Genomic DNA, 16,408 nt, shown 5'->3' on the forward strand with positions numbered 1-16,408 from the left:
AAAAATGTATTTATAGATTCAGAGAGTTATGCCTTTTTAGGCGGAGATGTGTTATGAATCTATCAAGGAAATATTTTGTTGCTGCAACTGTGATCGGCAGCCTTTTTGCTTCTGTACAGGCTCAGGAAATTGCAACCTGGGCAGGTTTCCGTCAGGGTGCGGCAAGCTTTACTTTTGATGATGGTGCTCCCAGTCATGTGACTGACGCCGCCCCGGTATTTGACAAGTACGGCTATAAGGGTACTTTTAACCTTGTGACGACTTGGAATCCTAACTGGAGTGGCTTCCAGGGTATGGCTGATAATGGCCACGAAATTGCAAGCCATAGCGATAATCATGGAAACCCCATGCCTGATAACGAATCGGCTTCCTCAAGAAATACCATCAATGGCAAGATTTCCCAGAATTATGGCGTTGTCACGTTGGCTTATCCTAACTGTAAGTCCCCCAGTGCATCCTCTGTGAGCCAGAACTACGTTGTTGGCCGTATCTGTAATGGTTCCTGGCAGGGTGTGCCCGATATCTCGGGCAAGGACGGTCCCAGCGACTGGACCAAGGTTCCCGCCACCATGACTGGCTCCGAGGGAGACATCAAGAGCACTAATGACTTTACTGGCCAAATGCAAAAGGCTGTCCAGCAGGGTGGCTGGGTTTCGTTCCTGACTCATGGTTTCCAGGGCAAGAGCAATGGTTACGCTACCTATTCTCCCACGGACCTTAGCGCCATCGACGGCGCTCTCAGTTGGGCAAAGCAGAACGATTCCAAGATCTGGGTTGCTCCCATGGGACATGTTGCCATGTACATCAAGGAACGCAAGGCTGCGAAGATTACTGAAAAGTCTTCTTCCGCCACCAGCATGAGCTATACCCTTACCCATAGCATCGCCGACAACATTTCCAAGTACAACTATCCTTTGTCCATTCGCGTCAAGAGTAGCTGGACCAAGGTTTCCGCAACCCAGGATGGCAAGGCCATTGAAGCCTCCATCAAGGATGGCTACATCTACTTTGATGCTGTTCCCAATGGTGGCGACATTGTGCTCTCTTCTGATGGCGCCGCTGTGGTGGACCCGGGTTCCAGCACTTCTACTGAACCTTCTTCCAGTGCTTCTGCCGAAGGCAATCCCTTTAGGGGCGCTATCGAAATTCCGGGTACTGTGGAAGCAGAAAATTACGACGTGAATGCCTATTCCCACAGCCAGGCCAAAAATGATGGAACCGCTTATCGTACAGATGATGCTGGCGTCGTTGTGGCCGGTGCAGGCTATGCCGCTGGTTATACCACTGCTGGCGACTACTACGAATACACCATCGATGTGAAGGCTGCTGGCAAGTACAAGGTGACCGTGAATGGCGCTACTGGTAATGGTGCCGATGGTTCTGTAACTGTTTCTGTGGGTACCGCCACTCTGGATGCCGCAATCAAGAACATGGGTGACTGGAATACTTATACCGAAGTCGAAGCGGGTGAATTGGAACTGGCTGCCGGAAAGCAGATTCTGCGCCTGACCATCAATGACAACAATTTGAATGTGGACTGGATCAAGTTTGAAGGCAATGGTGAACTGGTCAAGATTGCCAACACTATCCTGATGGATGCAGGCGCAGGATTGATCAAGTGCCAGATTTTCGATATGAACGGTCAGCTGGTCAAGTCTGCAAACGTCTTTGCCGGTTCCGCTCAGGAAGCATGGAAGGGCATTAACGGAACGCTGCGCAATGGCGCCTATGTTATGCGCTACGGTGTTGCTGGTAAGGCTACCCAGACCATTCGCGTCCGCAAGTAATTAAATCTCTCTCTTATTCTCCTAAAAACCGCCTCTTTGCAGATTATTCTGCGGAGAGGCATTTTTGTTTGAAATAATTCCTACCTTCAAGAAATAAAAAAACTCGGTGCCGTAAAGCGACCGAGTTTTTTTGCTTGCCGCGGAACTGCCGCGACGCACCTTCTGCGATTAGCCGAAATTAACCGAGAATGTACTTCTCGCCAGATTCAACACTCTGGTAGATGAGGGTGTTGATGGTCATGGGGCCAACGCCGCCCGGAACCGGGGTGTATGCGCTGGAAACTTCTTCCATACCCTTTTCGCAGTCGCCGACGCCACCCGGATGGTAACCGGCGTCAACAACCACAGCGCCCTGCTTGATCCATTCCTTCTTGATGAATTCAGGCTTGCCTACAGCGCCAACGACGATGTCTGCCTGCTTCACCAGCTCCGGAACGTTGGGTGTCTTGGAGTGGCAAATGGTAACGGTGCAGTTTGCGTTCAACAGCATCATGGCCATGGGCTTGCCGAGAATTGCGGAACGGCCAACAACAACAGCGTGCTTGCCGGAGAGTTCCACGTTGTAGGCCTTCAGAAGGCGCATGATACCCTGGGGAGTAGCGCAGCCATAGGCCTTTTCGCCCATGGACATACGGCCGAAGCCCAGGCAGGTCACACCGTCAACGTCCTTACGGGCGTCGATTGCTTCGAAAGCGGCGCGTTCGTCAATCTGACGGGGAACCGGGTGCTGCAGCAAAATGCCGTGGACGTCCGGATTGTTGTTCAGTTCCTGGATCTTGGCCAGGAGCTGTTCGGTAGTGGTGTCCTGGGGCATGATGACCTTGATGCTGTCCATGCCCACGCGAGCGCAGGCATTACCCTTCATCTTCACATAGGTTGCGGAAGCGGGATCGTCGCCGACGAGGATGGTGGCGAGGATCGGGGTCTTACCGGTCTTTTCCTTGAGCTTTGCGACGCGTGCGCTGAGTTCTTCTTCAGTGGTCTTGGCAAGAGCCTTGCCGTCCAAAACGAGAGCTGCCATATTGGTCTCCAGGTTTAATTTTCTTATGGTTCAAATTTAAAAATAAGGTATGATGTTTTAAATATGCGGAAATAAAAAAATAAGAGCATAAAAAAACACCGCTGTTTAAACAGGCGGCGTTTTTCATAAAATGAAATACAAGATAGGGATATCTATTAGAAAATTTCCTTCAGGGCCGGAGCGATACTGCAAATCAGTACCCAGGGGTAGGAAAGGCTGCCCTTGAGCCAGCCGGTCTTTGCGGGCTGAACCGTAAAGGTGGAGGTTTTGCCCTGGATAGACGACTGGAGGGAGGCCTTGATACCTTCAAGGTCACGTTCGAAGTTTTTCTTGCTTGCAGAAGCCGATTCAATGTAATTTTCAAAGCGGTAATTCATACAATTTCCTTACACTCTCTTTCTTGGCGTTGTAAGTTAGTAATTTTCTTGTACCTTTCAAAGGGTTTTTGTTTACGCAAGTTTACGGTTTGGGGCGGTTCTAAATGGGTTTCCCGAATGTAGTTTTGGATAAAAGTGGCGTTTTTCTATTCAAAAACGGCGATTTCTGCCAAAAATGGATGCCCTGGGGGATTCTTTTTCGCTATTTTTTAGCCGCTAAAAAGTGTTCACGGCGTGTTCCCCGACACACTTTTTTGTAAATTGATGTGCAGTAAGTCACTGATTATAAAGGAATTAACATGAGTTTTGTCCGTCTTTTTTCTGCAATTTCCGTTTGCGCAGCCATGGTTGCATGTGGTGGTTCTCAAAAACCCGCTGTGGATCCCGCTGCCCCAGCTGCTGGTTCCGCCCCTGCCGATTCCGCAGCCGTTTCTGCCGAAGCCAGTGGTGCCAAGGCTTCTGTGGCTGTTCCCGGTGCCGGTTTTGCAAACAAGACTGACCGTTACAGCTATGCCCTGGGTATGGACCTGGGTAAGGCTATTGCCAATGTGAATGCTCCCGTGAACATGATGCTCTTGATGAGCGCCATCCAGGATGTGGTGGATTCCAACCGTAAGGTCCTGATGGATGATTCTACGGCAGAAAGTGCCCTTCAGGACTTGCTCCTGCTGATGCAGCAGAACAAGGAAGCCGATGCAAAGGCCGCTGCCCAGAAGGCTCTGGATGAACAGAACAAGTTCCTGGAAAAGAACAAGCAGGATCCTACCGTGAAGCTGACTCCCAAGGGTGTACAGTACAAGGTGATTACCGAAGGTACCGGCATTTCTCCCAAGGCTAGCGACAAGGTCCAGGTGCATTATGTGGGTGCCCTGCTGGATGGTACTGAATTTGACAATAGCGTAAAGCGCGGAGAACCGCTGGAATTCCCGGTGAATGCGGTCATTGCCGGTTGGCAGGACCTGCTGCAGGTTCTCAAGGAGGGTTCCAAGGTGAAGGCCTGGATTCCTAGCGACCTGGCTTATGGTGAAGCTGGCGTACCTCCCATGATTCCTGCCAATGCCATGCTGGTGTTCGAAGTGGAATTGCTGAAGGTCTTCGCAGAAGTTCCGCCTGCCGAGGAAGGCGTTGCAGCACCGGCTGCTGAAGCCGTTCCCGCCGCAACGGATGGTGCCGCCGCGCAGCCTGCAGAAACTGCCCCCGCCGCCGAAGCCAAGCCTGCCAAGTAAGAGTTTTCTTTCTCTCTCAAGAAAGGCCGCGGTTAACTTCCCGCGGTTTTTCTTTTCGTTATGCCATTTTGTTTCTGAACCAATTTTTTTATTATTGAGTTTATGAATCCAAATGACTTTACTTCCCAGCATTTTGAAGTGGCAGGTTTCATTCGTGAAGTGTTCGGCTATATGGAACGCTTCAAGGGTCAGCTGTTTGTCTTGAAGATCGAGGACGACCTTATGAGCCATCCGCTGTTTCCTGTGCTCATGCGAGATATCGGGCTTTTGCACAAGTCCGGGATTAAGATCATTATCGTGCCCGGCACCCGCAATTCCATCGACGCCCAGCTGAAGGCCTGGGGTGTGGAATCCAAGTTCCATAACGGTGTGCGTCTCACTTGCGAGGATGCCTTGCCCCATGTGGAACAGGCTTCCCTGGGTGCTGCTCAGCATATCATGAGCCACTTGACTGCAAGCGGCCTCCGTGGTATTCAGGGTAACTGGATTTTGGCCCGTAGCATGGGTGTGGTGAACGGTGTGGACTACATGCGCACCGGCCGCATCGAACGTATCCAGAAGGACATTTTGGAACAGTTGCTGGACGAGAATTTTGTGCCTATTATTCCGCCCATTGGCTGGAACAAGATCGGTCACGCCTACAATATCAGCTCCACGGAACTGGCCACCGAACTCTGCAAGTACATGAAGGTGGGCAAGTTGTTCTTCATCGGAAACCAGGACGGTATCAAGCTCCAGGGTCTTGTGACCGGCAGGAACACCAAGTATCTTGAACCTACCGACAACGGCCTGATTTCCGCTATGGATGTGGACCAGGCCCAGGAACTTCTGGAACTGAATTCCGACACGCTGAACTTTGCCCAGATGGACTACCTGATGAACGCCATTCACGCCTGCAAGGCAGGTGCCAACCGTGTGCATTTGCTCAGCGGTGAATTCCAGGGCAGCTTGCTTCAGGAAGTGTTCTCCGCCCGCGGTGACGGTACCATGGTGTACGCCAACCAGTACTCCAGTATCAGGCCCGCCAACATGGAAGACATTCCTGATATCTTGCGCATCATGCAGGATTACATCGACCAGGGATTCCTTGTGCCCCGTACCCAGGAAAGTATTTCCGAAAAGCTCAAAGACTATGTGGTGTACAGCATCGATAACAGCATTCATGGCTGCGGCGCCCTTCACGAATTCGAGGATGGCATGGCCGAAATTGCGGGTATCGCCGTGGGCGCCAATTACCGTAAGTCCGGTATCGGCGACGCTATCGTCCGTCACCTGATTTCCGTAGGCCGCATGAAGGGCTACAAGACTTTGTTCCTGTTGACCACGCAGGCTCTGGACTGGTTCTACCACTTCGGCTTTGTGGATGGTACTGTGGAGGAACTCCCCAAGACCAAGCGCGATCACTACAATCAGAAGCGGAAGTCTCGTATCTTGATGCTCCCGCTGGAGAAGTGACGCACCGCAGGTGCGTCATCCTGAACGAAGTGAAGGATCCAGTCCCGCGAGCTGTACGAAACTAGGAACTTTAGTTCCTTAGCTGAATTAGGTTCGAAGGTGCAGGATTAAAAAAAATTGATTGAAGAGTAACTGATATGAATTTAAAAATGATGGAAGATGGCTTCAAGATGATTCTTGAAGGTATGGGTGAAGATGTTAATCGCGAAGGCTTGCTGGAAACTCCCAAGCGCGTGGCCAAGATGTATGCCGAGGTCATGAGCAGCCTGACTGGAGAATTGAAGGCCGAAGATATCCTCAAGACCCGCTTCCACGAAAAGTATGACGAGATGATCGTTGTGCCCAACATTCCCTTCGCCAGCATGTGTGAACATCACTTCTTGCCTTTTACCGGTAAGGCCCATATCGCCTACATTCCCGGTGATTGCGTTGTTGGGCTTTCCAAGATTCCCCGCGTGGTGGAATTCTATGCCCGCTTCCCCCAGATTCAGGAACGCATGACTCGCCAGATTGCGGAACTGATCCAGAGGGAATTGCAGCCTAAGGGCGTTGCCGTTGTTCTGGAAGCAAGCCACATGTGCATGACCATGCGCGGTATCAAGAAACCCGGTGCTACCATGGTGACTACACAGCTTCTTGGCCGATTCAAGACCGACGAAAAGACCCGCGCAGAATTTATGGCTACTATTAACGACCGCCTTCGCTAAGGGTGCGGTCGCTGGCGCGAAAATTAATTTGTAAAAAATAAAAGTCTGATTTTTATCCACGATTGATATGTGTCAATCGTGGATTTTTATGTATAAATTAATGTAAAAATTTTTCTCGTTGACAAATTGTCCATGTTGACATTTTATCCAAGGAATCTCTTTTTGAACCTTATTTTTTTTGCCTGGTTCTAGGTACTTTTATTCTCGGTGATGGAATAAAAGGAGTTAAAAATGAAAAAGAATTTTATTCGGGTGGTCAAGCTGGCATTTGTTACTGCAAGTGCATTGGCATTCATGAACTGTGGTGATTCTGTAGCAGATGCTGTAGACGGCGCCCTTGGTGGTCTATCTTCCAGCTCTGTGGTTGGCGAACCGGTAATCGATCCGGTAACTGGCGAACCCATGGTTGACCCGGTTACGGGTGAAATTATCTATACTAATCCGGAATCTTCTGCCGCTATGGATCCTACTGACGATCCGATTACCGGTGAAGAAAATGGTGACGTTGGTGGAGAAGGTGAAGTTGTTCCCCCCACTGGTGATACTCCCGCCGAAGGTGGCGACACCCCCGCAGAAGGCGGTGATGTTCCTGCTGAAGGTGACGTTCCTACCGATAACAATCCTTCCGATGTCGTGACAAGTTCCGATTCTGAGGGCGGCGTAACTGAACCGGCTTCCAGCACAAGCGAATCCGCTCCGGAAAGCTCTAGCGCTGTGGTCCAGGAAGCTCCCAAGGGAATCTTCCTTGCAACCGATACCGACGAAAACAAGAACTACATGGAGGTGGAATACTTCACAAACACCGGTGATAACGGCGGAGCCATTCTTGCTTATCCCAAGCGACTTTCCGAAACCCAGAAACATGGCGTTGTGCTGTGGGGCCCAGGTGGCGGTTCTAGCCCCTCACAATACGAAGGCATTATCCGTCGCCTTGCTTCCCACGGTTTCGTTGTAATCGCCACTAGCGAATCTCCGGATGGTACTGGCCGCGGCAAGCCCGCTCTCGACTGGCTCGAAAAGAAGAACAATACTCCGGGCGACCCCCTGTACCAGAAATTGGATATGACTAAGGTGGGTGCATCCGGTCACTCCATGGGTGGTCTCCAGTCCGAAGAAATGCTTATCAATGACGATCGCGTGATTACTGCAGTCTTGAACAACAGTGGCGACATGGCTCATGTGGATGGCACTAAGGTTCCTGCAACCAAGACTTTCGCCATCGTTTATGGCGAAGGTGGTATGGAACGCCCCAATGCAGAAGCTGACTACGGTAATCCGGGTGTCAAGGCTCCCGCTTGCCTTATCAAGATGACTGGTGGTGCGGTCGGTGAAAATCCTGAATGCCAGAACGGCGAATGCGGCTGGGGCCACGGTTCCGGTCCCTGGGGCGGCATGGCTGCTACCGTTGCCTGGATGCGTTGGCACCTGGGTGGCGAAGAATTCCGCAAGGCTGACTTCGTCGGTACCAGTGGCGCCTACATCAACGGCCCCATCGTTGGTGGCCCGGGTAACTGGAAGGGTCAGTGCAAGAACTTCTAGCCTGATAAAAAGTATCTCTACATAACACACTCCAAGGATTCCCCGGCGCAAGTCGGGGAATCTTTTTTTTAGTTAGCGTTTTTGGCCTAAGGAAATAGATGTATATTTAGTGCAAATGGCGGATTTTTCCGCCACTGGAGACATTTATGAACGCAGCTATCCTTACTAATGAATTCCCGCCGGAAATCTATGGCGGTGCCGGTATCCACGTCAAGTTCCTGACCCAGGAATTGGCCAAGCTTTGCCATGTGGAAGCCCGCTGCTTTGGCGTGCAGAACGATGACGCCGACAATATCCGTGCTATCGGTTTTAGCCGTAAGTTGGGCCTGAATCCCAAGGATGACCGTTTCCAGAAGATTTTCAAGCCCCTGGATATTAACCTGCAGTGGGCAGCTACCATGGATGACATCGATGTCATTCATTGCCATACCTGGTACAGCCATTTCGGTGGCGTCCTGGCTTCCCGCCTTTTGCAGTGCCCCCTGATTTTGACCACCCACTCCCTGGAACCTCACCGCCCGTGGAAGGCTGAACAGCTGGGCGACGGTGGCTATGCCATGAGCTGCTGGATCGAAAAGACCGCCTACGAAGCCGCCGACGGTGTCATCGCCGTTAGCCAGGGCATGAAGCGCGACGTGATGAAGCTTTATGGCGTTCCCGAAGACCGTGTGAAGGTGATTTACAACGGTATCGATCCCGACTTCTACAAGCCCACCTTCAGCGAAGGCATCCTGGAAAAGTGGGGTGTAGACCCGAAGAAGCCTTTCGTGCTGTTTGTGGGCCGCATTACCCGTCAGAAGGGTATCAGCCAGCTGATCCAAGCTATCCCCCAGATCGACAAGAACGCCCAGGTGGTTCTCTGCGCTGGCGCCCCCGACACTCAGGAACTGGCCGACGAATGCAAGGCTCTCATTGAAGAAGTCCAGAAGACCCGCGAAGGTGTTGTATGGATCCAGGAACCGGTTCCTCATGAAGAACTCCGTGTGCTCTATAGCCACGCTACTGTCTTTGCAACTCCGTCCCTTTACGAACCTTTCGGCATCATCAATCTGGAAGCTATGAGCTGCGGTACTCCTGTGGTGGGTAGCGCCGTGGGCGGCATTCCCGAAATTATCGTGGATGGCGAAACTGGCTTCCTGGTTCCCCTGAAGGCTGTTTCCGAGACCAACTTCGAACCCGCCGACCCCAAGGCATTCCAGACCGATTTCGCAAACAAGCTGAACACCATTCTGGCCAACCCCGAAATGGCAAAGAAGATGGGCGAAGTGAGCCGCAAGCGCGCTATCGACGTCTTCAGCTGGAAGGCCATCGCTCAGCAGACCTATGAATTCTACCAGGAATGTATTGAGAGATATAAGAAGGAAGGCAAGCGCTAATTTTTAATGGGATCCCCGACAATGTCGGGGATTACTTATAGAAATCGCAAAAAGCCCGCGGGATTTAAACCGCGGGCTTTTCTTATACGGAAAAAGGACTTTACTTGCCAGTAATCTTTTCGACGATGGCACCTGTGGTCAGCAGTTCCGGGAAGACAATCTGCTTGCTTGCATCGCCCTTGGGGTATACTGCATAAGCGGGTACGCCAGATTTTCCAAGACTGCGGAGCAATGCATTCACTTCCGGAGTTTCGCGGGTCCAGTCCGCCTTGACGCGGGCCACGTTCAGCTTGTTCATTGCGTCGGTAAATTCTTCGCGGTTAAGGACGGCGGCTTCGTTTGCCTTGCAGGTAATGCACCAGTCGGCGGAAACGTCGATGAATACGGTGCGCCCGGCGGCCTTGAATTCTTCTATGAGGGCGGGGCTGTAACGGAACCAGCCGTCTTCTGTCATCTGTTCTGCCATGCGGGCGTTGAAACGTTCGACGACTACGTTTTCGTAGCGGGGTGCGAGAACGCCGAACCAGAGACCGGCAAGAATCACAATGGCGCCTGCGAATCCGACCACTTCACGGCTGAAGGCTACACCCGGCGGGGCGATTTTCCCGATGAGGGCGCTGGCCACTGCAGATACTACAGCGATAACTGCGAAGATTCCTACGCCTGCAGAACCTGCCTGCTCGTTCACGACCCAGAGAAGCCAGCAGACGGTGGCCAGAAGTAAAACACCCATGACCTTCTGCAGGTAGGTCATCCAGATTCCCGGCTTGGGCAAGTGTTTCTGAACGGCGGGGAAGAAACTGACCAGGAGATAGGGGAGGGCAAGTCCGATGCCTGCTGCCGTAAAGAATAGGAACAGTACCGGCAGGCTTGCGGTAAAGGCGAATCCCATGGCGGTTCCCAGGAAGGGTGCGGAACAGGGGGTGCTGAGCAAAACAAGCAGCGCTCCCGTAAAGAAGGCGCCTGCCAGGCCGCCCTTGCTGCCGGCGGCATCCATCTTGGTGGTGGCACCCCAGGGGAGCCACACTTCAAACAGTCCGAAGAAACTCATGGCGAAGGCGGTGAGGATTACCACCATGAAGGCGATAAAGCCTGCGCTCTGGAACTGCATTCCCCAGCCGGCATTTCCGCCGCCAATCTTGATGACGCTGATGATGGCTGCCAGCACCCAGAAACTGCAGAGGATGCCTGCGGTGGTGCTGAGTCCCGATGCCAGCAGGCGGCTGCGGGATTCCCCGGCCTGCTTGACGAGGCTGAAAATTTTCAACGAAAGCACCGGCAAAACACAGGGCATCAGATTCAGGATGATGCCACCGATGAAGGCGAAGAACAGGAGGGCTAGGGTGCCGGCGAAACCTGCGGCGGAGTCTGCGGCACTTTCTCCAACGGCGGCGACTTCAGCGGCGCTTTCTTCTGCGGCGGTCTGCGGTTCGCTTGCGGTGCTTTCGTTTGCTGTGGCTTCACTTGCAACGGTTTTGGCGTCTGTTCCAGCGGTTTCTTCCTGCTGGAATTCCATGATGATGTCGAATTTTTCTTCCGTAGCGTTTACTTGCTGCGGCTCATCCCCGTCTTTACCATTTTTTTTTAGGTTAGCGTCCCCGTTGCCTGCGTTCCCCTTTCCAAAAGTATTCCCGTCCAGCGATATGGTCTTTTGGGCGGGTGCCAGGCAGATGGAATTGTCGCATGCCTGGTAGTGGAAGGTGATGGTGGTGGAGAGGCTGTCGAAGTTCTTTTCTACGCTGTCGATGGGGAGGATGACCTGGAACTCGCCGCGGAATACCAGGTTTTCAAGGTCCAGAGCCTCGCTGTATTCCTTGATGGGGGCGGGCCAGACGGGTTCGCCAAAGAAAATTCCTTGGGCGGAGACGTCAATGGACGAGGGTTTCAGGAATTCGTCGGCGGCAATGTTGGCGTTTACGTGCCAGTTGTCGGGAATGGTGATTTTGACGGTAAGTTTTGATCCTGCAGCCAGTTCCCCTGCCGAATAGGTCATGCTCATGTCCGGAGGGGGCATGTTGTTCATGTTGAATTCTTCGGCGAAGCTTGTCAAGGGTAAAGTCAGTAGCAAAATGCAAAATGAAGCATTTTGCAAACAGTTGTTGACAAAATAATCAAGAATCGGTTTTTTACGCATAGGGTTTCCTAGATTTGACATCAACTGAAAACACTCTGTCAAAATTCCCGTTCTGACTATGGAAAATACGCGAATTTTTTCAGAAGAAGTATCCATTCGGCTAGAGAATATCTGGCGCAAGAATGCCCCACAAATTTACAAACTATGTTGCAAGCGGAGTAGTACAAAAGAGGCCGCAGACGATCTTTTTCAGGAGGTTGCGCTGAAGTTTTGCAAATATGCGAAAAATCTTAATTTGGATACCGCACTTTGGCCCTGGTTTTATAGGGTAACGTTGTGTACCCACTTCGATCTTTACCGTCGGGAGAAAATGGTTCTGCCCTTTTCTGTGCTGAGGGAAAATCAGGCGGCGTACGATGTTTATCCCGAACAGTCTTCGGTCCATTTTCGTAATGAATCCCGCGAGAACAAGGCTGCCGCGCTGCTCAAGACTTTTATGCAGGTGCTCAATCCAGAAGAAGCCCTCGTTACGGAACTGACGTATCTTGGAGGTTTTCTTTTGAAGGATGCGGCCCGGATTCTGACGAGAAATAGGGGGTACCTAAGCAAGCTTCGCTGCAGGGCTGTAAATAAAATGCGCAAAGAAAAGCGGCAAAGGGATGCCATCCTTGAAAAGATTGATGCTCCAATGGTTCTTTTGGAGGATTTGCTTACGAGGAACAATGAAATTTCGTAATTTTGTAATGTGAAGTTCTATACCTTACTACTGATTGTCTTTCTGACTGTTGCCCAGGCTTTTGCCGCGGAGAGCTGGCTTACTTTTTCTAAGCCCTTTCCTGTTAGAAGTTGCATCCCCTATGGTGGGGGTATTCTTTTGGCGACTGACGGAGGTATCCGTTACCGCGCCATAGACGGTGATCGCGTATTTCATTCTGAAGACGGATTGGAAGAGGCCATATTCCACGCCATTGTCGGCTATGAAGAACGGATTTATGCCATTTCCAAGTTCGGTCTGATTGCCGCATTGGACGCCCAAAGAAATGTTTGGGGAGTACTGAATAGGTCTTACGTCGCCAATAAGTCTAGAGTGCTGCCTGATGGAGCCGCTCTTGCCGATTCCATCATTGTTATTGCATTTGAAGACCGTCTGGCCTTTTTTGACTTGATTACGAAAACCTCTATTGCGACAATCGACAGAATTGGTGAATACAATCTGTCTGCAGATAATATCCAGAAACTTGTGGTTCACGGAGATTCTCTTTACGTGAATGTTGGCGAACAGTCCTATGTTCGCGAAATGGACTGGTATGATGTGGGCGGGGATGCTAAACTTTTTGATCCTTTGTCATGGAGCAAGGTTAAAGATCCGTCTCTGGTGAATGGATTGGTCGAAAAGGACTCCAACCTTATAAATATCGAAGGGGATATCATTGATGACCCCAGCTATACAATTAGTGCGACTCCCATTGACACTATCGAGGTTGCGGGAAACCAGGAGATTATTTACGATACCACCGTCGTCAGAAAGACTCGATGGATCGAGAAGGCCCAAGACAAGTATTTCCTGGTTGGCGATGAGGCTGTCTTCCTTTATGACCCTAGCCTTAACTCCCTAACAGACCTGTCACTGTTCAATGATTTCCCGCTGGGGGAACCCTATGAAGTTCATGCCGTGCCTACCGGTGGTGTCGTTGTTGGTACTACGGAAGGCGGGATTAGCTATGGGGGTGTTGCACCGTGGAGCGACCTGTCTTATCCTCTGCCTGGGATCGGTAGTCAATCTGCTGCATTTGATGCCCGCATCAAGTCCATATCGGTGCTGCCCGATGGCCATACCTTTTTCCACATCTGGGGTTTCGGCTTCTTCATGTTCATAAATTGGGGGCTGGATCAGCAGTTCTCCGTTGGGCTGAATAGCGGCGCCTGCCTGGATAACTACTTTGAAGGCCGTTATGATGACCTCGGAAATCCCTTGCAGTATGTTATTTCTGTCGGGTCGACACCTGCGCCGGACAGTTCCGGTTTCTTGACGACGACCTCCAACGGAAAGAAGTACAGCATAAACTATTTCAAGACCAATGGCGAAGTTTATTGTGCAAGCCAGGTGGGGCAAACTTCAATGGCTGGCCCTCTCTACGCAACGATCGATGAAGATGGTTCATGGCTTCTGTATGTGGGTTCAAGACAGGGCACGGCGATCGCTGCCGATGGCGGGCTTGACATCATTCGAATTCCTTCTCCCAAGAACAATGGGGGTGAACTGTCCGGTGCTACCATAGAAACATCTATCCCCCTGGAATCTACTCCCGTGGATATGGTTTACGACTCTATTGGGGATCGCCTGTGGGTGATTACGAAATCATCGCTCTACTATCTGGACAAGAATGAAAAAGACAAGGATACGCTTGTGTCGCCCAAGTCGACGAACGGTCTGCGTGCTTCCGAATATTCTGCCATTGACGTGGATATTCATGGCAACCTGTGGTTAGGTACGACAGACCAGGGCGCCTATCGTCTGTCCCTGAAAAACAAGTCTCCCGACACGCTGACGGTCAAGTCCTACAATGTAAAGAGCGGTATGTTGTCCAATGACGTAACGGACCTTTCCATTGACCATACCCTTGGGGTGGTCTGGTTTACTCATGCCAGTGGCGTCAGCCGTTATTACAACAAGAATCTCAAGTACTCCTCGAAGAACATGACCGATTCGGCAAAGGCCGACGTTTATGCCTATCCCGTTCCCTTCAGGCCTGCTGTCCATAACCGATTCGTTATTGCGAATATTGCAGAAGGCGCATCTGTTAGCATCTATAACCGTGGCGGTTCCCTGATTCGTTCCTTCCGAAAAGATGATACACTGGGGGGCAGCGTTGAATGGGATGGTCGCGGATTAGACGGAAATCTGGTGGCACCTGGCGTGTATTATTATGTTGTAAAAAATTCTTCAAAGGTGAAGAAGGGCAAGTTCATTATTATCCATTAGAGGGTTTGCTGGATGGTACGTCTGATTTTTTTGTTGTTCGTGATAAGTGTACTGCTGAATGCTTGCGCAGGGGAACGTCAAGGTCTCGTGTGCGAAGAAATGGAATATCGTCTGAATACCATGGCCTATTCTCCTGACCAGCGAGCTTACGCAGAAGAAGAACTTCGTGTCTGCCGTGAAGAGGAAGCCTTGAAAAAGGCAGATGGAGCCGCATCTCGTAAAAGCATTTATGACCGCTTTGCCGCAACGGATTCGACAAAGTCTGCTGAGTCTAGAACTGCCGCGGCTGACGAATCCCCTCGTGAAATTTCTGTTTCAGATGCATTGGGTGATTCGTCAGGGCAGGAAACGGTGAGCATCTATGACCGCTACGGAAGCAAGACTGTTCCGTCCGAAAGTGCAGGAACCGCTCCGTCTGCGGATGAGGTACCTGCCGATACTTCTGCAAGTGATGTTTCCAACTTCCAGTAGGGTGATTCATGGCCACAGTGCAAACTCTTTCGGGTGAAACTTTTGAACCGGGCCTGCCCCAGCGTTTATTGAAAATTGCGGGCGAAATTCGCGAGGCCGGTGGTCGTGCCTACTTGGTGGGCGGTTGGGTCCGCGATGCCATGCTGGGCGGTAACTGCCGTGACTACGACATCGAAGTGTATGACATGGAGCAGGATGACTTGATTGCCATTCTGTCCAAGTTTGGTCGTTGCAATTTGATTGGCAAGGCTTTTGGTGTCATCCATCTCGCCATGAAAGGGGAGTCTCTCGATTTCTCTTTCCCCCGTACCGAAAGCAAGGTGGGTTACGGACATCGCGGTTTTGTGGTCAAGACCGATGCCCGTCTGACTTTCAAGGAAGCCGCCCTCCGTCGCGACTTTACCATCAACGCCATGGGCATGGAACTGCCGGATCTGACTCTTTGCGATCCTTATAATGGTGTGGAAGATCTTAAGGCCGGCCTTCTTCGTCATGTGGGGCCCGCCTTTGCCGAAGATTCCTTGCGTATTCTTCGCGGAGTGCAGTTTGCTAGCCGCTTCAAGCTTAAGCTAGCTCCCGAAACGGTTGAAATGTGCCGCACCCTTTCGCTTGATGACTTGTCCATCGAACGTCTTTTCGAAGAATTCAAGAAGTGGTTGCTGAAACCCGGTAAGCCCTCTCTCGGCCTTCGCGCTTTCCTCGACATTAAGCTGGATGAATACTTCCCCGAAATTCGTCCCCTGTCCTTGAATGGCGCTGCAGATGATTCTAGCTGGGAAACTCTTGGCGAATTCCTTAACAATCTTTCCGCCGTCCAGGATCTTTCCGACGAAGAACGGATGGTCCTGATGTTTGCCGGTTTGCTTGCCGGTAATGCGTCCGCTGCTTCTGATGAGAAGTCCTGCGAAGAAGCGGTTCTTAAGTTCCTGGCTCGCATTACCAACGAAATCAAATTGGTTCGCGGTGTTCCCCTGCTGTTAAAAAATGCCTTCAGGTATGAGCCTGGCGAAAGCATTCCCCGGGATTCCGAAATCCGTCGTCTGTCGGTGGAACTTTCCGGACTCCGCCTGTATATCGCTTTCTTGCAGAGTAATACCCTGTACGCCGAAGAAACTCGGAACACCTACGCACAGGCCTTCAGGGTCCGCGCCGAAGAACTGGGTGTCTACGAAAAGGCGCCTACGGCCTATCTCACTGGCAAGATGCTGATGGATCTGGGTGTAAAGCCCGGCAAGCAAATGGGCGAGCTGATCAAGAAAAGTTTTGAACTGCAGTTGGATGGCGAAATCGCCGATGCCGATGCCGCCCAGTCCTGGGCCCGCGAGCGGTTGCAATAAACATTTGGTCCCGCGAACAACTGACGTAAAACTGCGAGCAGTTTTACCTCTAGGG

General features: G+C 51.4%; 13 protein-coding genes. 10 read left to right on the top strand and 3 right to left on the bottom strand.

Translation table 11 applies throughout. From position 1 onward, the window contains the following. Positions 1–53 precede the first annotated feature (53 nt). Positions 54–1,787 carry a carbohydrate-binding protein gene (locus tag B7992_RS16575; protein ID WP_101480029.1) on the top strand — a complete coding sequence of 578 codons (1,734 nt, stop codon included), beginning with the start codon at positions 54–56 and terminating at the stop codon, positions 1,785–1,787. Between the two features lie 178 nt (positions 1,788–1,965). On the opposite strand, the gene folD is transcribed toward B7992_RS16575, so the two are convergent. Both folD and B7992_RS05415 read right to left on the bottom strand, forming a co-directional pair. Next, entirely contained in the window at positions 1,966–2,808 is an 843-nt protein-coding gene (gene folD / locus B7992_RS05410; protein ID WP_073159101.1) for a bifunctional methylenetetrahydrofolate dehydrogenase/methenyltetrahydrofolate cyclohydrolase FolD, read from the bottom strand. A gap of 155 nt (positions 2,809–2,963) precedes the next feature. Then, entirely contained in the window at positions 2,964–3,185 is a 222-nt protein-coding gene (locus B7992_RS05415; RefSeq protein ID WP_073159099.1) for a hypothetical protein, read from the bottom strand. Positions 3,186–3,484: 299 nt separating this feature from the next. On the opposite strand from B7992_RS05415, the gene B7992_RS05420 reads away from it, so the two are divergent. From B7992_RS05420 to glgA, 5 genes are all read left to right on the top strand, one after another. Continuing rightward, a complete protein-coding gene (locus tag B7992_RS05420) occupies positions 3,485–4,411 on the top strand; it encodes an FKBP-type peptidyl-prolyl cis-trans isomerase (RefSeq protein ID WP_254917627.1) in 927 nt (308 codons plus the stop codon). Between the two features lie 102 nt (positions 4,412–4,513). Next, positions 4,514–5,866 carry an amino-acid N-acetyltransferase gene (argA, locus tag B7992_RS05425; RefSeq protein WP_088665736.1) on the top strand — a complete coding sequence of 451 codons (1,353 nt, stop codon included), beginning with the start codon at positions 4,514–4,516 and terminating at the stop codon, positions 5,864–5,866. 137 nt (positions 5,867–6,003) lie between these two features. Beyond that, positions 6,004–6,573 (top strand): GTP cyclohydrolase I FolE, encoded by a 570-nt coding sequence (gene folE / locus B7992_RS05430; protein WP_073159093.1) that lies wholly within the window; start codon positions 6,004–6,006, stop codon positions 6,571–6,573. Positions 6,574–6,804: 231 nt separating this feature from the next. Next, positions 6,805–8,112 (top strand): esterase, encoded by a 1,308-nt coding sequence (locus B7992_RS05435; RefSeq protein ID WP_088665737.1) that lies wholly within the window; start codon positions 6,805–6,807, stop codon positions 8,110–8,112. Between the two features lie 146 nt (positions 8,113–8,258). After that, entirely contained in the window at positions 8,259–9,488 is a 1,230-nt protein-coding gene (glgA, locus tag B7992_RS05440) for a glycogen synthase (RefSeq protein ID WP_073159089.1), read from the top strand. A gap of 100 nt (positions 9,489–9,588) precedes the next feature. Here the strand turns inward: glgA and B7992_RS05445 are convergent, their stop codons facing one another. Further along, on the bottom strand, positions 9,589–11,511 hold the full coding sequence (locus B7992_RS05445) for a thioredoxin family protein (RefSeq protein ID WP_088665765.1): 1,923 nt from the start codon (positions 11,509–11,511) through the stop codon (positions 9,589–9,591). A gap of 169 nt (positions 11,512–11,680) precedes the next feature. Between B7992_RS05445 and B7992_RS05450 the strand changes: the two genes are divergently transcribed. From B7992_RS05450 to B7992_RS05465, 4 genes are read left to right on the top strand one after another with little or no spacing between them, the layout of a single operon-like run. Then, positions 11,681–12,298: a sigma-70 family RNA polymerase sigma factor gene (locus tag B7992_RS05450; protein ID WP_073159087.1), complete on the top strand. Its 618-nt coding sequence runs from the start codon at positions 11,681–11,683 to the stop codon at positions 12,296–12,298. 9 nt (positions 12,299–12,307) lie between these two features. Continuing rightward, positions 12,308–14,545, top strand: coding sequence for a gliding motility-associated C-terminal domain-containing protein (locus B7992_RS05455; protein ID WP_073235770.1), 2,238 nt, complete (start codon positions 12,308–12,310; stop codon positions 14,543–14,545). Positions 14,546–14,557: 12 nt separating this feature from the next. Beyond that, positions 14,558–15,016 carry a hypothetical protein gene (locus B7992_RS05460; RefSeq protein ID WP_073159083.1) on the top strand — a complete coding sequence of 153 codons (459 nt, stop codon included), beginning with the start codon at positions 14,558–14,560 and terminating at the stop codon, positions 15,014–15,016. 8 nt (positions 15,017–15,024) lie between these two features. Then, the gene (locus B7992_RS05465) at positions 15,025–16,353 is read left to right on the top strand and encodes a CCA tRNA nucleotidyltransferase (RefSeq protein ID WP_073235776.1); all 1,329 of its coding nucleotides are present in this window, start codon (positions 15,025–15,027) and stop codon (positions 16,351–16,353) included. The last annotated feature ends 55 nt before the right edge of the window (positions 16,354–16,408 follow it).

The organism is Fibrobacter sp. UWH1 (assembly GCF_002210365.1).
Classification (GTDB): domain Bacteria; phylum Fibrobacterota; class Fibrobacteria; order Fibrobacterales; family Fibrobacteraceae; genus Fibrobacter.